Below are 15,562 nucleotides of genomic sequence, written 5' to 3'. Positions count from 1 at the left end.
AGATGGTCCCGGTGGAGGCGCTGACCATCCCGCTGTTCTTCCTGATGCGCGAGGTCGGCGGCGTGGCACCAGCGTTCGGCCTCAACCGCCTGGGCAGGCCCATCCGGTCGTGCTTGATCTCGCCGCCGACGACGGTGGCCGTCACCTCGACGTCCTTGATCGCGCGGGGATCGACGCGGGTGAGGTCCTCGGACAGCACTGTGAAGTCGGCGAGCATGCCGCGGACGAGCCGTCCCTTGCGGTGCTCCTGGTGGTCGGCGTACGCCGAGCCGCTGGTGAACGCGCGCAGCGCCTGCAACGGGGTCAGCCGCTCGGCAGCGCCCATCACCTGTCCGTCCGCGGTTTCCCGGTTGACCAGCGCGTGGATTCCCAGCAGCGGAGCGCCTTCCACGATCGGGCAGTCCGAACTGCCCGGAACCTCGACACCCGCGCGCAGGAAGCTGAGCTGCCGGTAGGCAAGCTCCGCCCGCTCAGGGCCGAGCGCGGCGATCATCCCGTCCCCGAGCTCGTCGATGAACCGCCCCTGCGGCACCGGCACCACGCCCAGCCGGGCGATCTCGGCGACCTGGGCATCGCTGGTCACGCCGCAGTGCTCGATGCGATGCCGAGCATCGGCGCGGGGAAACTGCCGCTGCGCACGGGCGTATGCGTCCAGCACCAGCTGCACCGCCGCGTCGCCGATGGCGTGCGTGGCGACCTGCCACCCCGCCCGGTGCGCCCGAAAGATCTGCTCGCGCAGCCGCTCAGGATCGTCCTGCGTGAACCCCCGATTGCCCGCCGCATCGGCGTAATCGCAGCACATCGAGGCCGTGCGGCCGATCAGCGAACCGTCGGAGAACAGCTTGACCGCGCCGATGCGCAAGGTGTCGTCGCCGAGCCCGGTCCGCAGTCCGAGGTCGAGCCCGAAGCCCGCGGAACCCGGCTCTCCCCCGTCGACGTCGTGCAGCGCGGCCATCTCCGGCATCACGGTGGCCCGCACGCCGAGCACTCCGCGCTCCCGAGCGGTAAGGAAGGCGTGCAGGTCAGCCGGGCCGTTGCCAGTGAGGCGCCCCGCAATACCGGGCTCGGTGATGCTGGTCAGCCCTTCCGCCAGCGCGACCTGCGACCCCAACTCGATGGCCCGCACGTAGTCCTCCAGCGGTTCCGGCCGGATCAGCTCGTACACCAGGCCCTGCGCCTGTTCGGTGAGCAGTCCGGTGGGCACGCCGGCCGAGTCGCGTTCGACCGTGCCACCGGGAATGTCGGGCAGGTCGCGCGGATCGGCGTACCCCATCAGCCGGATCGCCGCCGTGTTGACCACGCCCATGTGCGCGGAGTTGTGCGCGAGCCAGACCGGTCGACCACCGGTCAGCTCGTCCAGCACTTCCAGCGTCGGGTGGGCACCGCCGATGCGGTTCTGGTCGTACCCGTGCCCGCGCACCCAGGCGCCTTCCGGCAGCCGCTCGGCGTGCTCGCGGATCGCGGCGTACAGCGCATCCATGCTGGTGACAGCGCTAGGACGCAGGTCGAGCTGGGTCAGGCGCTGCCCACGCATGCTCAGGTGGTGGTGGGCGTCGTGGAATCCCGGAACCACGTGCGCGCCACCGAGGTCGACGACGTCGGCGGCGGTGCAGCCGTCGAGTTCGTCGTCCAGGCCGACGAGCACCCCGCCGAGCACGCCCATCTTGCGGGCGCTGGGGCGATCCGGGTCCAGGGTCGTGATGTCGCCGTTGATGTACAGGACGTCCAGGTGCATGGGTGATCCTTCGACTGCAGGCGGTGGGCCGGAACAGACTCGCGCGTCTTGCGCCCCGGGCGCGAGCAACTCTACTCTGTCGATCGATCGATCGACTAGATTCGGATCGGAGGGCGCACCGACGTGATCGAGCACTGGTCGCAGGTCCACTTCGACGAGCTGGACCCCAACGGCCACCTGCACAACGCGCGCTTCGCGCTGCACGTCGAACGGGCCCAGACCGCGGCTTTCGCGGCGGCGGGGTTCGACACCGCGGCCGTGGCGGACCGGCATCCCGACCTGCACTACGTCGTCCGCCAGTTCAACATCGAGTTCCACGCACCCGTCAGCAGCACCGGGCACCTGCTGGTGGCGCTGCGCCTGTCGAAACTCGGCCGGACCAGCGCGACCTGGGCGTTCCGCTGCGGCCCGCCCGAAGCGCCCAACGCCACCGGCGAGCAGACGATCGTGAAGGTCGGCGCCGACGGTCGACCGCTCCCCTGGTCACCCCGGATGTCCGCGCTGCGCCAGGACGGTTGACCCCGCACACCAGCCCCGAGGAGGCAAGAATGTCCGCACCCCAGACCGGGTCGCTGGTCGAGACCGAGTTCGACGGCGACATCGGCGTGATCCGGCTGAACCGCCCGGAATCCCTGAACGCGGTCAACACCGCGCTCGTCGAGCAACTGGTCGCCGCGTTCGACTCCGTGCTCGCCGCGCAGGCCCGAGCCGTCCTGCTCACCGGCAGCGGCCGCGCCTTCTGCGCAGGCCACGACCTCAAGGCCCCGCCCGAAGATCCCGCGACCGTGCGGACCCGGCTGGACCGGATCCAGGACGTCACGCGCCGGATCCGCAGCTGCCCGGCGCCGGTGATCGCGGTGGTCCAGGGGTACGCCGTGGGCGCGGGCGCGGAGTTCGCCCTGGGCTGCGACCTGGTGCTCGCCGCCGAGGACGCGCAGTTCCGCTTCCCGGAGGTGGGGCTCGGGCTCAGCGCCACCGGCGGGCTCTCCGCCCTGCTGCCGATGCTGGTCGGCCCGATCAAGGCCAAGGAACTGGTGATGTTCGGCGAACCCCTCACCGTCACCGACGCCCACCGGCTCGGGCTGGTCAACGCCGTGACCCCCGCCGACGAGCTGCTGCCGACCGCGATGAGCTGGGCACGACGACTCGCCGAGCTACCACCGGCGCCGCTGGCGATGGCCAAGGAAGGCATCGACGCCGGCACCGATCGCGCGCTGGAATCGGCTCTGTCGCTGGAGATCCAGCACGCGATCCGCACCGACGAGTTGCGCGCGACAGGGGGCAACCGATGAGCAGCTCCGTGCCAACCCGAGACCTCCTCAACCGCACCTCAGGGGACCGTGGCGGTACCCAGCCACAAGAAGCCGCGAAACGCGAGATCGATCCCGAACGCAACCACCACTGTGGATCCCGGAGAGGCGGAACAGCGAATGAGCAGTCCCTGGCCGGTCTCGTCCGCCGCGCGGCCGAGCAGTGGCCGCAGCGGGTGGCGTGGACGTTCGACGCGCTGGACCAAGAGCTCACCTTCGCCGACGTCGACCGGCGCAGCGACGCCTTCGCCGCGCTCCTCGCCGAGCACGGGGTCACCGCGGGCGACCGCGTAGCGCTGATGCTGGGCAACCGGCCGGAGTTCCCGCTCGCCTGGCTGGCCGCGGCCAAGCTCGGCGCGGCGATGGTCCCGGTGAACACGAACTACCAGGACTACGACGCCATGCACGTCCTCGCGCACTCCGGCGCGCGAGTCGTCCTGACCACGGCGCAGCACACCGACCTGCTCACGCGGATCAAGGGTTCCACCTCGCTGCACCACGTCCTGGACGTCGACGCGGTCCCGATCCCCGATGCGCAACCGCCGGAGGGCCCCGCACCGGTGCCCGAAACGATCGCCAACATCCAGTACACCTCGGGGACCACCGGAGCCCCGAAGGGCTGCGTTCTGCCCCACCGCTACTGGGTTTCGCTGGCCGCCGGGCTGGTCGAGGACTTCCCGCGGATCAACGCGCAGGACACGATCCTGACCGCCCAGCCCTTCCACTACGTCGATCCGCAGTGGAACACCGCGCTCGGCCTCGCCTCCGGCGCCCGGCTCGTGGTGCTGGACCGGTTCCACCCCACGACGTTCTGGTCCAAGGTCCGCGAGCACGAGGTCACCTGGCTCTACTGCCTCGGCCTGATGCCGAAGCTGCTGCTGGACATGCCGCCGTCGGAGCACGACCTCGACCACCGGGTCCGCGCGATCAGCGCCTCGGCGATCCCACCGGACCTGCACGCCGCGCTCGAAAAGCGCTGGGGCGTCCCGTGGTTCGAGGCCTTCGGCATGACCGAGACGGGCAGCGACATCCGGATGACCCCCGAGGACCACGACGACACCGTGGGAACCGGCTGCCTCGGCCGGGCCATCGCCGGCCGGGAGGTCGCGATCCTCGACAGCACCGGAGCTCCGGTACCGCGCGGTACCACCGGAGAGCTGGCGATCCGGGGCGTCGGCCTGATGCACGGCTACTTCCGCGACGAGGACGCCACCGCCCGGGCCTTCCGCGCGGGCTGGTTCCACACCGGCGACCTCGCCAGGATGGACGAGCACGGCCGCGTCTACTACGCGGGCCGCACCAAGGACATGATCCGCCGCAGCGGCGAGAACATCACCGCGGGCGAGGTGGAACGAGTCCTGCAACTGCACCCGGCGGTGGACGTCGCCGCCGTCCTCCCGGAACCGGACGACCTGCGGGGCGAAGAGGTCCACGCGGTCGTGGTCCTCCGCGACGAGAACTGCACCCCGGACGACCTGGCCGACTTCTGCGGCCGGCAGCTGGCGTACTTCAAAGTCCCCCGCTACTGGACCTTCCGCACCTCCCTACCCCGCACCGCATCAGAACGGGTCGCCAAACCAGCACTCCGGGCCGAGCTGGAAACCGACCAACCACCCCGGTACGACCGAAAAACCCAGCAGTGGACGTGATCCGCGACGGTGCGCGGGCTCAGCGGCCACTTCTGCGCTGTTCCCTGAGCATTTCGCCCGGGATGCGTGATTCACCGCTGATCCCGGCCTCCCTGGCCCGCTGCCACGCTGCTTCGCTCACACCCCGGGGGCGCTTCCGGACGTCCTGGAACCTGTGCCGCGGAACAACGGTGATCAGCTGCCCCGGCCGTGCGGACAACGCGATCACGCCACCGAACCGAGGATCACCGGCGAACCGAAACCCCTGTTCAGACGCCTGAACCACAGCCCGCCGCCGCTTCATCCCCAACGAAGGCCGCCGGGCGATCACCTCGACGTCCTTCCCCGGCTCGTCCGGATTCGGAACCTTGAGCACCTCACCACGCACCGACGCGGGCACGTCCTGCCAGGGATAGGTCTCCAGGACCGGCTTCATGTCCTTCAACACGCCCTGACGGCGCGTGCACGGAACCATCAGCAGCAGCGGAGGAGCCGCCAGAGCGGCGCACACGACCACCGACGCATCACTGGCTTCCAGCGCGGAGAACGGAAGAGCGAAGGCCACGACGGTCAAAAGGATCAACGCCCAAAGGACTCGCCGCCGCGCCCGACGCCATCCGCGCAAGGTCTCCGGATCGTGAAGCGCGCCCGAAAGCGAAGTCGCCGTCATGGAGTAGAAATCCCCCTCGGTCGCAAGGCCGTGAAACAGCGGGCAACGACCGTACCAACGCAGCAAGCCCGCCCTGCGAGCCGACCGCAACGCGAAACCGGGGAAGCGCCCGCGTGAGCAGGGCACTTCCCCGGTGGAGTCCGGTCAGGCTTCGACCAGGTGCAACTCCTGCAACACCAGCCCGGCCGCGCTCGGGATGGGTTCCACGATCTCGCAGGTGCGGGCCTCGGCGATCCGGCGGGCCGTCTCGCTGAGCGGCCCGCCCGCGATGATCACCGCATCGGCGTCGTCCGCCTCCGTGCAGCGGTCGACCGCCGCGGCCAGTTCCGCAAACTGCCGCTCGGGGTCGGCCGCCAGCACCAGCGGCTCCGACTCGGTCAACCGCACGCCGGTGAACCCCTCGGACATCCCGTGCTCGGCGACCAGCGCGGTGAGCGAGTCCACCAGCTGCGGTGTGCTGGTGGCCATGCCGAACCGCCGTCCCGCTCGCCCCGCGGCGCGGATCGCGGCCTGCCCGATGCCGACGACCGGCAGGTCGAGCTCCTCGTCGAGCCGGCTGCGGCCCGGGTCCCCGATCGCGGCGACGATCACCGCGAGGTACCGCCGATCCGCGTCATCCAGCGCTCGCAGCGCGGCATCGCGAACGTGCCTCTCGGACTCCTTCAGCGCCGCCGGGTCGAGGAGCATCGACGGCCCGGCCGCTGCCGTGACCCCGTCCACGCCGAGGCCGCTGCCGAGGAACGATCTCGCGGCGAGCGCGCGCATCATCTCGGTGGTGGCCCGGTTGGTGTTCGGATTGACCAGGAGCACGCTCCCGGTCTCAGGCGTGGACAACGTCTTCGTCCTCCTCCATCGGCTTGCCGAAGGTCTCCGGCGGGAACTGGACCGCGATGCCGAGGACCACGAACAGCCCGGCCATCATGGCGAACATGCCGGTCAGGCCGCTGGCGTCGAAGACGAAACCGGCCACCAGCGGGAACAGGCCACCGGACAGCGACCCCATCGCCAGGATGATCGAGGTCCCCATGCCGCGGACCCGGGTCGGGTAGAGCTCCGGGGCGAACAACCAGATCGTCGTGTTCAGGATGACCACCGAGAAGTTGAACAGGCAGCCGAAGACGAGCACCAGCGGCAGGGTGCCGGAGAACAGGGCGATCGACAGACCGGCCAAGCAGCCGAGGACGGCACCGCCGGTGAGCACCTTCTTGCGCGGCAGCCGGCTGGCGCCCAGCGCTGCGGCGACCGCACCGGCCAGCGAACCCGTCTGCATCAGCAGGGTGAACCCGAGGCTGGAGGTCAGGTCGTGCCCGCTGGCCACCAGGATCGTGGGCATCAGCGTCAGCATCGAGATCTGCGCGGCGTAGGACATGCACACGGCCACGGTGAGCAGCACGGTCCGGCGCAGCAGTCGACCCTGCAGCACGCCGCGCCAGTCCGAGCGGGGCGGCTTGCCCTGCTCCTGCGCGCCGGTCCCGGTCAGGTACCGCTCAGGGTTCTCGATCGGTCCGCTCAGCTGCCCCCGGGCCAGCCGGTTGATCACCGTGTTGGCCTCGTCGACCCGCCCGCTGGCGGCCAGGAACCGAGGGGTCTCCGGCACGTACCGGCGGAAGAACATGATCAGGATGGACGGCAGGAACAGCAGGCCGAACAGCCAGCGCCACTTGTCCGGACCGTCGAAGACCGCGAACACCAGGATGCCGAACAGCGGCGCCAGCATGTTCCCGAGACCGGCCGAGGTCACGTTGATCAGCCCGACCGCGGTGCCGCGGTGCTTGGCGGCGAAGAACTCCGCCATCATGATGACCGCCACCGAGATCTCACCGCCGAGCCCGAAGCCGACGATGAAGCGCCCCGCAGCGAGCACCGCGTAGTTCGGCGCCAGCGCGCACAGCAGCGAACCACCGGCGAAGATGATCAGGTTGATCATCAGCATCGTGCGCCGCCCGAACCGGTCGATGATCACGCCCGTGACCAGCCGCCCGAGAGCGGTCGCGGTGAAGGTCATCGTGTTGAGGAAGCCGATCTGAGCGGCCCCGAGCCCCCACGACTCCTTCAGCACGGGCCCGGTGAGCCCGACCGCGTTCTGCTCCAGGGCGTCGAACCAGATGCCGATCAGAACCATGATCAAGATGTGCTTGTGCGCACTGGTGACGCCGATCCGCCCGTAGGCGCTCTCGATCTGCTCGGCGAACCCGCCCTTGCCCCCGGACGATCTCTCAGTCTGACCTGATGCCGCTTCCACAGCGCTACCTCCGATGCCCCATTGCATGGACGAGGGCCGCCCTCAGACGACCGAAGACAGAATTGGCCGAACCAATTTCCGCGATCCGAAATATACATCTCGAATCACGAAAGGGAGCGGAAGCGTAACCCACCAAGCACTCGCTCGCCAAGATGGGATCCCGAAAAATATACCCCCCGACCTCGCCCGCACACCCCGAACCCCAAGGTCCAGCAACACGACGCAGGGCGGTTCCCGGCATTCATTAGTCCACTATGGACAAGAAACTGCACCGGAACGACCGCACAACGAGTGCTGGAAGTAGTGGACGAAACGCGACCGCTGCCACGAGCCGTCCGGCCAGGGTCGTCGCCGTCGCTGCTACCGACTCCTCAGCCGAGGCGCAAATGGAAGGACGGGCATGGCGCTTCCTCGCGCTCGCGAAGCGTCAGAAACTTCGCGAGCACCCGTGGCCATGCCCGTCCTGCCGGCACCCCAGCGGAGATCAACTGCCCACGCCTGGCACCGGGACTTCCCGCGTTCTCCCCCCTAGTGCGGCGCGAACCGCGCCGTGGACGCCTCGTCCGAGTACGACTGACCCGCGTGGGGAGACTGTCCACCGGGACCGACGTAACGCGCCCCACCGAAACCCAGGATCGGGATGCAGATGACCGGGAACAAGAACGTCAGCACGCCGAAGCCCGTCCCCTTGCCGAACGACTTCGCCAGGTCGAGGGCGAAGATGATCGCCACGACGACGTTGACGAGCGGGATGAACATCAGCAGCAGCCACCACCCGGGCCTGCCCGCGATGCGCAACGACACGATGGTGTTGTAGAAGGGGATGATCGCCGCCCAGCCCGGCTGCCCGGCCTTGCTGAAGAGGCGCCAAGCCGCGGCGATCATCAGCAGGGCAAAGGCCAGGCTGATCAAGATGATCGGTGTCACCGCAAGGCCGATGCCGAGGCCACCACCCCCGTGGTGACCGTTCTTCGCGAAGTACATGTCCATCCTTTCTCGTTCGCACAGCAGGTGCGGCTCTTCCGAGCGAGCTATGACCAGAGCATCAATTGGCCGCCACCGAGCGACGCACTCATCGACCGCCGCAGGGCGCGCGGCTATCGAGGCCAGGTATTCGTGGAATGTCCGGATTTGCATTACCAGGAGAGCGGCCGAGCACAGCAGATTTCGACCACAAATCACCTTTTTCGCGATTCGGACGTAATACCATTCCCCCTGGCCAGCGGTGCACATCAAGCGCCTTTTCAGGCCTGCTCACCCCCTGCTCCACGACTTTCATCAGCAGGGACGAGCAGTCGGCGAGGGTCGACCCTAAGGGAGAGCCGGTTTTCGATCTCGCACGGGGGTGATCTTCACAATGCGACGCAATGGACAACATTGTCACGCACGTCGGATCGTCCAAGCGGTTGAGCGAGCCCACGAAGAGCAGACATGCCCGCTCGGCAATAGAACATTTCCCCGCCGATTTGCCGATGGGGAAAATGCGCGAGGTCATTTAGTTGTTCAGCCCGTCCGAAGAGTGATCACCACGGCGAGCTTGCGACCTTCCTGCCCGCACTCGCAACCGGCCTCGTTGGTGCCGAAAATCGACACCTCGACCCATTCGAACTCCCCGAGAACACCGGCCGCGACCGCGCGGGGACTAGTGACCTGCGTTGAGCAGTGCGCGCTCCACAGAGCCCACCCACTCACCCAAGCCCACCCACACACCCGAGCCCACCCACTCAACGCACCCGACGCGATGGGGGTCCGGGGACCTCCCCGGGCGGGGCCTGGGGGTCGCACCCCCAGATGAAATGACGAGATCGAAAAACAGCGAAGGCGCACCCCGCCGAGCAGGGTGCGCCTTCGATCGAGTGGAGGTGCCGGGAATCGAACCCGGGTCCTCCGCCGCTTCACCAAGTCTTCTCCGTGCGCAGTCCGCTATGTCTCTGCTTGGCTCCACCGGTCACGCGAACTAGCCGATGTGACGAGCCCAGTCGCTGTTTGATGTCCCACCAGGTTCCGCGACCGAACCTGGCGGTGTGAGCCTCCTAGCTGATGCCGGATCCCGGGACGGAGGCGTTCCCGGTCCGACAGAGTCGCTCCTCGCTCAGGCGGCGAGGGCGAACTCGCGCTGACTCTTGTCGGCGCTTATTGGTTTGCAGCGACGCTCACGGTGGTCTCCTGCCTGCACCGGCACGCTTCCCTCAGATCAACGTACGGAGTCGAAACCGTTCACCCCCTCGTCTCCGGCTCGGCTTTCGAACCGGTGTACCCCAGCATAACGCGTGGCGTCCGAGCGATCATTCCCATATCCCTGAAACGATCACGCCAGCAGTCGGGCCGGGGTGTCGTGCAGCACTGCGCGCAGGAACTCCGCGCCGAGCCGCCCGTCTTCTTCCGCCCATCCCGCGATCGCCGCCAGTTGTTCGGCGTACGGGTACGGGATGTTCGGGAAGTCGGTGCCGAGCACGATCCGGTCGGCGTGCTCGGCCAGTCGCGCCGACCAGTCGTCCGGCAGCGACGCGAACTGCTCGCTGAAGGCGACGCCGACCATGGTGGTGTCGATGTGCACCTTCGAGTACTTGCCCACCAGGTCCAACGCGGTGGCGTGCTCGGGCATTCCGGCGTGCGCCAGCACCGCGACCAGCTGGGGGTGGCGGTCCAGCACCTGCTCGAACACGTCGAGCCCGGTGTGGGCGCCGGGGCGCGGGCCGTTGCCGCAGTGCACGACGACCGGGATCCCGGCCTCCGCGAGCAGCCCCCACGCCGGCTGGAGCAGGTCGTCGCGCGGGTCGAAGGCACCGACCTGGACGTGCACCTTCACGCACTTCGCACCGGCGTCCAGCGCTTTGGCGAGGTAGGTGCCGACCTCGGGTTCCGGGAAGATCGTCGCCGTCGGCACCGCGCCCGGGGTGCGGTGCCCGAAGTCCACCGCCCAGTCGGTCAGCCATTCCGCCATGCCCGGCTTGTGCGCGTAGACCAGCGGCGCGAACGTCGTCACGCCGAGTTCGCGCAGCACCTGCAGGCGGGCTTCCTCGGGGTGCCGGTAGAAGATCGGCCACTCGACGCCGTAGTGCTCACCGGCCTGGTCGAAGTACGCCCAGACCTTGTGCAGCACGCGCTCCGGCAGGAAGTGCGTGTGGATGTCGACCAGGCCCGGGACGCCGAGCCCGGCCAGCCAGCCGGGGACCTCGGCGTCGCTGCGCGGCCCCGTCAACGCATGCCCTTGCGGGCGCGGCCGATGGCTCGCTGCATCTCCCGCTGGGCGTCGCGCTTGGCCAGGTCCTGCCGCTTGTCGTGGTCCTTCTTGCCGCGCGCGAGCGCGAGCTCGACCTTGGCCCGGCCGTCGCTGAAGTACAGCGACATCGGGATGAGGCTCAGCCCGCTCTCCTTGATCTTGCCGACCAGCCGGAGGATCTCGCTCTTGTGCAGCAGCAGCTTGCGGGAACGGCGCGGCTCGTGGTTGGTCCACGTCCCCTCGGTGTACTCGGGGATGTGCACGTTGCGCAGCCAGACCTCGCCGTCGTCGACGGTGGCGAAGCCGTCCACCAGCTGGGCCTTGCCCTGCCGGAGGCTCTTCACCTCGGTGCCGACGAGCGCGATGCCGGCCTCGTAGGTGTCCAGCACCGCCCAGTCGTGCCGCGCCTTGCGGTTCTGCGCGATGACCTTGCGGCCGCGTTCCTTCACCATGACAACAACTCTAGCTTCCGTGTCACCCGGGTTTTCCCAGCCGCGTTCGCGGGTCGAAACACCTCGGGGGCCGCAGCTGCAACCCGTGCAACCGCGACCCCCGAGGGAACTGCCTTACAGGCGCACGTACAGGCGCAGGGTGACGTAACCGGTGATCGCCGAGACCGCCGCTGCGACCAGCAGCAGGATCGGCGAGACGACCGCGATGTCACCCCATTCGATGTTGGGGATGATGCCGGTGCCGAACACCGGCGCCATGACGCGGTCGATGAAGGTCGCCTTGGCGATCAGCAGACCGCCGATGGCCAGCACCGCGCCGATCAGACCGGACACCACCGCTTCCAGGAGGAACGGCAGCTGGGTGTACCAGCGGGTCGCGCCGACGAGGCGCATGATGCCGGTCTCGGTGCGCCGGGTGAACGCCGAGAGCTGGATGGTGTTGGAGATCAGCAGCAGCGCCGCCAGCGCCTGGATCAGCGCGATCGCGAACGTGGCGTTGCGGAAGCCGTTGAGCACGTCGAACATGCGGTTCAGGTATTCGGCCTGGTTGACCACGTTGTCCACGCCGGGACGGCCCTGGAACTCCTGCTGGACCGCGCCGAAGCGCTCCGGGTCGCTCAGCTTGACCCGCAGCGAGGCGGGCATCGCCTCGGTGCGGGCGACGTCGCGCAGCTCCGGCTGCGACGCGAAGACCTTCTTGAAGCTCTCGAACGCCTGCTGGCGGTTCTCGTACTTCACCGCTTCGACGCCGGGGACGTTCTTGAGGTCGGACATGATGTTCGCGCAGGGCTGCTGGGTGCAGTCGTTGTCGTTCGCGCTGACGTCGTCGGTCATGAACACCACGACCTCGACGCGGTCCTGGTAGGTCTCCTGCATCTTGTCGATCATCCGGACCACGAGGAGACCGCCGCCGAGCAGACCGACCGAAATGGCGGTCGTCAGGATCATCGCGATGGTCATCGTCACGTTGCGCCGCAGGCCGTTGACGACCTCGCTGAATACGAAGCTCGCGCGCATCTTTAGTCAGCTTTCCTAGCCGGTCGGGGGTGTGTCAGTGCCGCAGGTTCGGGGGGCCTAGCGGCCGACGCCGTAGACGCCGCGGGCGTCGTCGCGAATGACGCGACCGAGACTCAGCTCGACCACGCGGCGCCGCATCGAGTCGACGATCGAGTGGTCGTGGGTGGCCATCACGACGGTGGTGCCGGTGCGGTTGATCCGCTCCAGCAGCAGCATGATGTCCTGGCTGGTGTCGGGGTCGAGGTTTCCGGTCGGCTCGTCGCAGAGCAGCACCAGGGGACGGTTGACGAAGGCCCGCGCGATCGCGACGCGCTGCTGCTCACCACCGGAGAGCTCGTGCGGCATCCGGTCGGCCTTGCCGTCCAGACCGACGAGCTGCAGCACCTGCGGCACCACCCGGCGGATGTCGTTGCGCGGCTTGCCGATGACTTCCAGCGCGAACGCCACGTTCTCCGCGACGGTCTTGTTGTTCAGCAGCCGGAAGTCCTGGAAGACGCAGCCGATGCGCTGGCGCAGGCGCGGGACGCGGCGCCGCGGCAGCTTCGCCACGTTCCAGTCGGCGACGAAGACCCGACCGCGGCTGGGCACGTCCTCGCGCAGCAGCAGACGCATGAACGTCGACTTGCCGGACCCGGACGGGCCGATGAGGAAGACGAACTCGCCCTTCTCGATGCCTACCGAGACATCGTCGAGAGCGGGCCTGGTCGACGTCTTGTACGTCTTTGACACGTGCTCAAGGCGGATCACGGGGCGTGAGTTTACCTGCGTCCATAAGGGGGACCGCGACTCACCCGGTTCGGCGGTGCGTCCTTGATCACCTTCGCGTTCCGCCTGGTAGCGGCACGTGCCCGTCAGGCCACGCTCCGCTGCCCGGTCAGGCCACGCTCTGCTGCTGGCGGCGCCAGCGGATGCCTGCCTCGAGGAACCCGTCGATGTCGCCGTCGAGGACCGCGTCGGGGTTGCCGACCTCGTGCTCGGTGCGCAGGTCCTTGACCATCTGGTACGGGTGCAGGACGTAGGAGCGCATCTGGTTGCCCCAGCTGGACCCGCTGTCCTTGAGCGCGTCGAGCTCGGCGCGCTCCTCCTCCTTCTTGCGGGCGAGCAGCTTGGCCTGCAGGACGCGCATCGCGGCGGCCTTGTTCTGCAGCTGCGACTTCTCGTTCTGGCAGGACACCACGATGCCGGTCGGGATGTGCGTGATGCGCACCGCCGAGTCGGTGGTGTTGACGCTCTGCCCGCCGGGGCCGGAGGACCGGAACACGTCGACCCGGATGTCCTTCTCCGGGATCTCGACGCTGTCGGTCTCCTCCACGACCGGCAGGACCTCGACGCCGACGAAGGAGGTCTGGCGGCGGCCCTGGTTGTCGAACGGCGAGATGCGCACCAGGCGGTGCGTGCCCTGCTCGACGGAGAGGGTGCCGTAGGCGTAGGGGGCGTTGATCCGGAAGGTGGCGGACTTCAGCCCGGCCTCTTCGGCGTAGGAGGTGTCGTAGACCTCGGTCGGGTAGGAGTGCCGCTCCGCCCACCGCAGGTACATCCGCATCATCATCTCGGCGAAGTCGGCGGCGTCGACGCCACCGGCCTCGGCGCGGATGGTGACCATCGCCTCGCGCTGGTCGTACTCGCCGGACAGCAGGGTGCGGACCTCGAGCGTCTCCAGGTCCTTCGCGAGGGACTCGCGCTCCTGGTCCGCCTCGGCCAGCCCGGAGGTGTCGCCCTCGTCCTCGCTGAGCTCGTAGAGGACCTCCAGGTCCTCGATGCGCTGCCGCAGCTCGGTGACCCGGCGCAGCTCGGCCTGCCGGTGCACGAGCTGGCTGCTGACCCGCTGCGCGTGATCGACGTCGTCCCAGAGGTCGGGCTTGGCCGCCTCGGTTTCCAGCTCCGCGATATTCGCGCGCAGAGCGTCCAGATCCATCACGCTCTCGATGCCCTCGAGGGTGTTGGTCAGTTCCTTGAGCGAAGCTGCGACGTCGGGATTCACAGTGCTCAGCGTACTTCACCGAGCACGGGCCGCCCACGAGGACGGCCCGTTCTCCATTTGCCCTCGACTGCCCGCTCCGCCGCGCGGAGCGAGCAGCTGCACCGGATCAGTCCGGGATGGCGTCGAGGAGCTTGATGATCGCCCGGTTGTAGGCCACCGTGAAGTCCGCGGCCGCCTTCTCGTACGGGTCGCCCGCGGTCTTGGCCGCGTTCTTCGCCTCGTCCATCTTCACCGCGTACTGGCCGCGGGCCGCTTCGACCAGGCCCGCGCGCTGCTTGGGCGTCAGCGAACCGGAGTGGACCAGTCGCAGGATCAGCGGGCTGCGGACGTTGTCCGGGCCCGGCTCGGTGTTCAGCCACGACTTGAAGGCCCGCTTGCCGGCCGCGGTGATCGCGTACTGCTGGCTGGAGCGCGGTCCTTGCTTGCCGAGGCGCAGCAGGCCGGCGTCGGTCAGCGCGGGCAGCTCCCGGTAAACCTGGCTGCGGGTCACGCTGAAGAACCCTCCGAAGCGCTCGGTGGCAGCAGCAACCAGCTGGCCACCGGTCTTCGGACCTTCGTGCAGTAGTCCCAACAGGGCAGCGGATGTCGCATTCAGCTCGGTCACACTGCCACGGTGCCATGCTCGCGCCGAGCTGTCCACAGTGGTCGCCAGTTCTGTCCACTGTGGTTGCAGCGGACTGGGCCGAGTGGACGAACGGTTGCGCCATCGGCGCAGCGGCCGGACGACTGCCACCCCGGCGGACCGGACACATTGCGCAGCCGGTTCCCGGCGAGCGCCTGCACGCATTGCTACGAGCACGAGCGCCGTTCGCCTGGACGGGCGTTCTTGGCTGCGCAATGAGGTGCTATCGGGTTCTGGAACTGCCCAACGGCGCCCGGTCGCACGCACTGTGGCTCTGGGCCGGCCAGTCGACGGCCGGGCGACCTAGCAGGAGGTGCGGGAAAGTGCATCGCAGTTGGTTGCGTACCAAGGTCAACGAGAGCAAGTCCAAGGTGACCAGCAAGGTCGCGGAACGCGCGAAGTCGCTGGTGCCCAGGCCGCGCGAAGGTGAAACCGACTCCTGCATGGTCTGCGGCAGGTCGATGCGCCAGACCGGCACGGTGCGGGGCGACGGCAGGGTCTGCTCCCCCGGCTGCGCCCGCCAGTGGGCCCAAGGCCTCTAGACCACAGACTCGGAAGACGAAAAAGGGAAAGCCCCCGACCGAAGTCGAGGGCTTTCCCTTTTAGTAGCGGGGACAGGATTCGAACCTGCGACCTCTGGGTTATGAGCCCAGCGAGCTACCGAACTGCTCCACCCCGCGCC

14 protein-coding genes, 1 tRNA gene, 1 other RNA gene and 2 pseudogenes are annotated in these 15,562 nt (G+C 68.5%); 5 read left to right on the top strand and 13 right to left on the bottom strand.

Annotated elements, in window-relative coordinates; translation table 11 throughout:
* A pseudogene (locus tag ABTZ89_RS22580) lies at positions 1-95 on the top strand (carbohydrate ABC transporter permease); the annotation flags it as partial.
* Between the two features lie 80 nt (positions 96-175).
* Here the strand turns inward: ABTZ89_RS22580 and ABTZ89_RS22575 are convergent.
* Positions 176-1,663 (bottom strand): annotated as a pseudogene (locus ABTZ89_RS22575) (amidohydrolase); the annotation flags it as partial.
* 195 nt (positions 1,664-1,858) lie between these two features.
* Between ABTZ89_RS22575 and ABTZ89_RS22570 the strand changes: the two are divergent.
* From ABTZ89_RS22570 to ABTZ89_RS22560, 3 genes are read left to right on the top strand one after another with little or no spacing between them, the layout of a single operon-like run.
* Positions 1,859-2,254, top strand: a complete 396-nt coding sequence (locus ABTZ89_RS22570; RefSeq protein ID WP_351047859.1) for an acyl-CoA thioesterase — start codon at positions 1,859-1,861, stop codon at positions 2,252-2,254.
* Positions 2,255-2,283: 29 nt separating this feature from the next.
* Complete coding sequence (locus ABTZ89_RS22565) at positions 2,284-3,027, top strand: enoyl-CoA hydratase/isomerase family protein (protein ID WP_351047856.1); 744 nt, start codon at positions 2,284-2,286, stop codon at positions 3,025-3,027.
* Positions 3,024-4,694: an AMP-binding protein gene (locus ABTZ89_RS22560; RefSeq protein WP_351047853.1), complete on the top strand. Its 1,671-nt coding sequence runs from the start codon at positions 3,024-3,026 to the stop codon at positions 4,692-4,694. Before ABTZ89_RS22565 ends, ABTZ89_RS22560 begins: the two co-directional genes overlap by 4 nt.
* A gap of 19 nt (positions 4,695-4,713) precedes the next feature.
* Here the strand turns inward: ABTZ89_RS22560 and ABTZ89_RS22555 are convergent, their stop codons facing one another.
* The 11 genes from ABTZ89_RS22555 to ABTZ89_RS22505 form a co-directional block, all read right to left on the bottom strand.
* Positions 4,714-5,343, bottom strand: a complete 630-nt coding sequence (locus ABTZ89_RS22555) for a hypothetical protein (RefSeq protein ID WP_351047850.1) — start codon at positions 5,341-5,343, stop codon at positions 4,714-4,716.
* Positions 5,344-5,487: 144 nt separating this feature from the next.
* Complete coding sequence (locus ABTZ89_RS22550) at positions 5,488-6,177, bottom strand: aspartate/glutamate racemase family protein (RefSeq protein ID WP_351047847.1); 690 nt, start codon at positions 6,175-6,177, stop codon at positions 5,488-5,490.
* Positions 6,164-7,585 carry an MFS transporter gene (locus tag ABTZ89_RS22545; RefSeq protein WP_351047844.1) on the bottom strand — a complete coding sequence of 474 codons (1,422 nt, stop codon included), beginning with the start codon at positions 7,583-7,585 and terminating at the stop codon, positions 6,164-6,166. The genes ABTZ89_RS22550 and ABTZ89_RS22545 overlap by 14 nt, the downstream gene beginning before the upstream one ends.
* Before the next feature lie 528 nt (positions 7,586-8,113).
* Positions 8,114-8,575, bottom strand: a complete 462-nt coding sequence (locus ABTZ89_RS22540; protein WP_270950244.1) for a DUF5684 domain-containing protein — start codon at positions 8,573-8,575, stop codon at positions 8,114-8,116.
* 864 nt (positions 8,576-9,439) lie between these two features.
* Positions 9,440-9,810: a transfer-messenger RNA gene (gene ssrA, locus ABTZ89_RS22535) on the bottom strand.
* A gap of 83 nt (positions 9,811-9,893) precedes the next feature.
* Complete coding sequence (locus ABTZ89_RS22530) at positions 9,894-10,787, bottom strand: amidohydrolase family protein (protein WP_270950245.1); 894 nt, start codon at positions 10,785-10,787, stop codon at positions 9,894-9,896.
* Complete coding sequence (gene smpB, locus ABTZ89_RS22525) at positions 10,784-11,260, bottom strand: SsrA-binding protein SmpB (protein ID WP_270950246.1); 477 nt, start codon at positions 11,258-11,260, stop codon at positions 10,784-10,786. The genes ABTZ89_RS22530 and smpB overlap by 4 nt, the downstream gene beginning before the upstream one ends.
* A gap of 114 nt (positions 11,261-11,374) precedes the next feature.
* Positions 11,375-12,277, bottom strand: coding sequence for a permease-like cell division protein FtsX (ftsX, locus tag ABTZ89_RS22520; RefSeq protein WP_270950247.1), 903 nt, complete (start codon positions 12,275-12,277; stop codon positions 11,375-11,377).
* Positions 12,278-12,334: 57 nt separating this feature from the next.
* Positions 12,335-13,024 (bottom strand): cell division ATP-binding protein FtsE, encoded by a 690-nt coding sequence (gene ftsE, locus ABTZ89_RS22515; protein ID WP_150065356.1) that lies wholly within the window; start codon positions 13,022-13,024, stop codon positions 12,335-12,337.
* Positions 13,025-13,151: 127 nt separating this feature from the next.
* Positions 13,152-14,258 carry a peptide chain release factor 2 gene (gene prfB / locus ABTZ89_RS22510; RefSeq protein WP_270950248.1) on the bottom strand — a complete coding sequence of 369 codons (1,107 nt, stop codon included), beginning with the start codon at positions 14,256-14,258 and terminating at the stop codon, positions 13,152-13,154.
* A gap of 106 nt (positions 14,259-14,364) precedes the next feature.
* Positions 14,365-14,862, bottom strand: a complete 498-nt coding sequence (locus ABTZ89_RS22505; protein WP_270950249.1) for a PadR family transcriptional regulator — start codon at positions 14,860-14,862, stop codon at positions 14,365-14,367.
* 341 nt (positions 14,863-15,203) lie between these two features.
* Here ABTZ89_RS22505 and ABTZ89_RS22500 point away from each other — a divergent pair, with 341 nt between their 5' ends.
* The gene (locus ABTZ89_RS22500; protein WP_270950250.1) at positions 15,204-15,422 is read left to right on the top strand and encodes a hypothetical protein; all 219 of its coding nucleotides are present in this window, start codon (positions 15,204-15,206) and stop codon (positions 15,420-15,422) included.
* A gap of 64 nt (positions 15,423-15,486) precedes the next feature.
* On the opposite strand, the gene ABTZ89_RS22495 is transcribed toward ABTZ89_RS22500, so the two are convergent.
* Positions 15,487-15,560, bottom strand: a tRNA-Met gene (locus ABTZ89_RS22495).
* Between the last annotated feature and the right edge of the window lie 2 nt (positions 15,561-15,562).

It is taken from the genome of Saccharopolyspora sp. NPDC002686, assembly GCF_040295745.1.
Taxonomy (GTDB): domain Bacteria; phylum Actinomycetota; class Actinomycetes; order Mycobacteriales; family Pseudonocardiaceae; genus Saccharopolyspora; species Saccharopolyspora oryzae.
The sequence above is the reverse complement of the archived record's forward strand: the minus strand, read 5'-3'. Positions and strand labels throughout refer to the sequence as shown.

Coding starts and splice junctions, on each gene's coding strand:
- ABTZ89_RS22565 (WP_351047856.1), top strand. CDS start 2,284: ATGTCCGCACCCCAGACCGGGTCGCTGGTCGAGACCGAGTTCGACGGC.
- ftsX (WP_270950247.1), bottom strand. CDS start 12,277: ATGCGCGCGAGCTTCGTATTCAGCGAGGTCGTCAACGGCCTGCGGCGC.
- ABTZ89_RS22560 (WP_351047853.1), top strand. CDS start 3,024: ATGAGCAGCTCCGTGCCAACCCGAGACCTCCTCAACCGCACCTCAGGG.
- smpB (WP_270950246.1), bottom strand. CDS start 11,260: ATGGTGAAGGAACGCGGCCGCAAGGTCATCGCGCAGAACCGCAAGGCG.
- ABTZ89_RS22540 (WP_270950244.1), bottom strand. CDS start 8,575: ATGGACATGTACTTCGCGAAGAACGGTCACCACGGGGGTGGTGGCCTC.
- ABTZ89_RS22555 (WP_351047850.1), bottom strand. CDS start 5,343: ATGACGGCGACTTCGCTTTCGGGCGCGCTTCACGATCCGGAGACCTTG.